We start from the raw sequence: 725 nt of genomic DNA on the forward strand, positions 1-725 counted from the left end.
CGAAATAGCCCAGAAAGAAGACAGGCCTTCATTATCGATTACTTTTCTCAGTGAAGCGACGGAAACGCCGGTTGCTAAAGCATATGGCGCGTTTGAAGGGATTGTGTTAGAGAATCGAGAACTCCAGACAGCTGCCAGCACGCGTTCAACCCGCCATATTGAATTGGAAATTCCGGCTGGTAAAACATATAAAGAAGGCGATCATATCGGAATCCTGCCGAAGAACAGCAGGGAGCTTGTTCAGCGGGTTCTCAGCCGATTCGGTTTGCAGTCCAATCATGTGATAAAAGTAAGCGGAAGCGCTCATATGTCTCATCTGCCGATGGATCGGCCGATCAAAGTTGCGGATTTATTGTCGTCCTATGTGGAGCTGCAGGAACCGGCATCAAGGCTTCAGCTTCGGGAGCTGGCCTCTTATACAGTCTGTCCGCCGCATCAAAAAGAGCTGGAACAGCTCGTTTTAGATGATGGCATTTACAAAGAGCAGGTACTTGCAAAACGTCTTACCATGCTTGATTTTTTAGAGGATTATCCTGCCTGCGAAATGCCGTTTGAACGGTTTTTAGCACTTTTGCCATCACTAAAACCGAGATACTATTCCATTTCAAGCTCACCGAAAGTTCATGCAAATATCGTGAGCATGACGGTAGGAGTTGTGAAAGCCTCAGCATGGAGCGGCCGAGGTGAATACCGGGGTGTCGCCTCTAATTATTTAGCAGAATTGA

Annotated in this window: 1 pseudogene; it reads left to right on the plus strand. The window is 47.3% G+C overall.

Features of this window, described 5'->3' with window-relative positions:
- A pseudogene (locus ACWHAR_RS26880) lies at positions 1–725 on the plus strand (NADPH--cytochrome reductase); the annotation flags it as partial.

Source organism: Bacillus sp. LR--39, from assembly GCF_053613335.1.